This is a genomic window from Flavobacterium sp. (genome assembly GCF_043778725.1).
Taxonomy (GTDB): domain Bacteria; phylum Bacteroidota; class Bacteroidia; order Flavobacteriales; family Flavobacteriaceae; genus Flavobacterium.
The window spans coordinates 1-2,333 of sequence record NZ_JAYWFT010000045.1; the positions used below are offsets into that span (position 1 = coordinate 1).

The window sequence follows — 2,333 nt, forward strand, 5'->3', positions numbered from 1 at the left end:
TTATGTTAGTTTTGGCCAACAAAGCTATCAAGAAGGATGAAGATCTCGTAAAATCTGTTGATCGATTGAGGTAAACCTATAAACTTAGTTTATTAGTGCGAAGAGAATCCGAGACGAAAGTTTCGGATTTTTTTGTTAGAAGCCAATCCAGCTTTCCATTCCAAGTTTTTCTAAAAACAATAAGTTTTTCTAAAATTTTTAAAAGAGCTTCCGTTGGTCGCTTTTTAAAAATAAGAAAACCTAAATTATTTTTTAGAAAAAGCTTTCCATTGCAATCTGGGCTAGAACATTAGATTATCAAAAGACAAAACACTGAACACTGAAAACTGAGCACTAAAATCTGACAACTACTTCTTCCCTATTTCAACAATCTCCAAACTCTGAATTTTATCGCCAGCAATTTCAAACCGTAACATTGTTCGCACTTGATGAAATCCATAAATTCCGCATGCACCAGGATTCATGTGAAGTAAATTCAAACTCTTATCAAATTGTACCTTTAATATATGTGAATGTCCACAGATGAATAATTTTGGCGGATTCAATTTAATCTCCTCACGAATTGCCTGATTGTACTTTCCTGGATAACCACCAATATGTGTAATCCAAACATCAACACCTTCACACATAAATCTATTATTTAACGGAAATTCCATTCGAGCTTTATCGTCATCAATATTTCCATAAACTGCTCTTAGTGGTTTTAGCTTTTTTAAAGTATCAGTTACAACCAAATCGCCAATATCTCCAGCATGCCAAACTTCATCAGCTTGGTTTACATATTTTAAAATAGTATCGTCTATATAACTGTGGGTATCAGAAAGAAGAAGGATTTTTTTCATATTATTTGTCGCAAAGGCGCTATCTCACAAAGTTTTTTTTCGACACGAATTGCACGAATTCATTGTCCATAAAATTTCACTAATTATAAAACTTCGTTTTATTTATTATTATGAAATCACAACTCAGCAAAGTTAATTATTTAGGAAAACTTTAGCCATTTTATCAATTAAAATCTTTGTAAATTTGCCAAGGTATTTCTAACTGAACACTACCAACTGAAACTGAATACTAAATTTTGAGATACTTTCTAGAATTTGCATACAAAGGAACTAACTATCACGGATGGCAATATCAGCCAAACGCAACTTCTGTTCAAGAAACTTTGACCAAAGCAATTACTACAATTTTGAAAACAGAAATTGAACTCGTTGGCGCTGGCAGAACCGATTCTGGTGTTCATGCCAAGCAAATGTTTGCACATTTTGATTATGATTTAGAAATTGATATTCCATATTTAATACATAAACTTAATTCGTTTTTACCAAAAGACATTGCCGTATTAGATTTTCATAAAGTTCATGACGATGCACATGCACGATTTGATGCAAAAAAAAGAACGTATGAATATCATATTCATACCAAAAAAAATGCTTTCAAAAGTGACGATTCTTGGTATAATAAGCACGAATTAAATCTTGAAAAAATGAACGAAGCTTGCAAAATCCTTTTCAATTATATTGATTTTGAATGTTTTTCTAAAGTTCATACCGATGTCAATACTTTTAATTGTACGATATTTGAAGCAAATTGGAAACAAAATAACGACAAATTAATATTTACAATTTCTGCCGATAGATTCTTAAGAAATATGGTTCGCGCAATTGTTGGCACTATGATAAATATAGGATTAGAAAAAGTATCTTTGATTGATTTTACAAAAATTATAGAGAGTAAAGACCGAAATAAAGCCGGATTTTCGGTTCCGGCACACGGATTGTATTTGACGAAAGTTGAATATCCTTTTTTAATAAATAATATATAAAGAATAGACATCATCTAAAATTTGATATCTAAAATTGATTTATGAAAGCAAAAGCGTTTGACGTACGTTTATTTAAACGAATTCTAAAATATACAAAACCCTATAAAATTTTGTTTTATGGAGTTATTTCTTCTGCAATATTATTAGCAATTTTTGCTGCTCTTCGTCCATTTTTATTGAAACTTACAGTTGATAGTTACATAAAACCAAAAGATCAAAACGGATTGTTAATGTATGTTTCCTTCATGGGAATTGTACTTTTATTGGAAGGAATTTTCCAATTTTACTTTGTTTTTTGGGCAAATGGATTGGGGCAAAACATCATAAAAGACATTCGAACAAAACTTTTCAAACACATGTTGAGTTTTAGAATGAACTATTTTGATAACGCTCCAGTTGGTCAATTAGTTACACGTTCTGTTTCGGATATTGAGCAAATTGCACGCATTTTCAGTCAAGGACTTTTTATGATTATTAGTGATTTACTAAAAATGACAACTTGCCTACT

The 2,333-nt window shown here is 30.9% G+C and carries 4 protein-coding genes; 3 read left to right on the forward strand and 1 reads right to left on the reverse strand.

From position 1 onward, the window contains the following. Positions 1 to 74 (forward strand): DUF4293 family protein (locus ACH2CG_RS03905; protein WP_395062399.1); only part of this gene is annotated, 74 nt, incomplete at its 5' end. A 273-nt stretch (positions 75 to 347) separates the two neighbouring features. Here the strand turns inward: ACH2CG_RS03905 and ACH2CG_RS03910 are convergent. Next, positions 348 to 842 carry a metallophosphoesterase family protein gene (locus ACH2CG_RS03910; RefSeq protein ID WP_395062393.1) on the reverse strand — a complete coding sequence of 165 codons (495 nt, stop codon included), beginning with the start codon at positions 840 to 842 and terminating at the stop codon, positions 348 to 350. A 236-nt stretch (positions 843 to 1,078) separates the two neighbouring features. Here ACH2CG_RS03910 and truA point away from each other — a divergent pair, with 236 nt between their 5' ends. Next, positions 1,079 to 1,825: a tRNA pseudouridine(38-40) synthase TruA gene (gene truA / locus ACH2CG_RS03915; RefSeq protein WP_395062395.1), complete on the forward strand. Its 747-nt coding sequence runs from the start codon at positions 1,079 to 1,081 to the stop codon at positions 1,823 to 1,825. 41 nt (positions 1,826 to 1,866) lie between these two features. After that, positions 1,867 to 2,333, forward strand: a 467-nt coding sequence (locus tag ACH2CG_RS03920; RefSeq protein ID WP_395062397.1) for an ABC transporter transmembrane domain-containing protein, incomplete at its 3' end; no start/stop codon positions are given.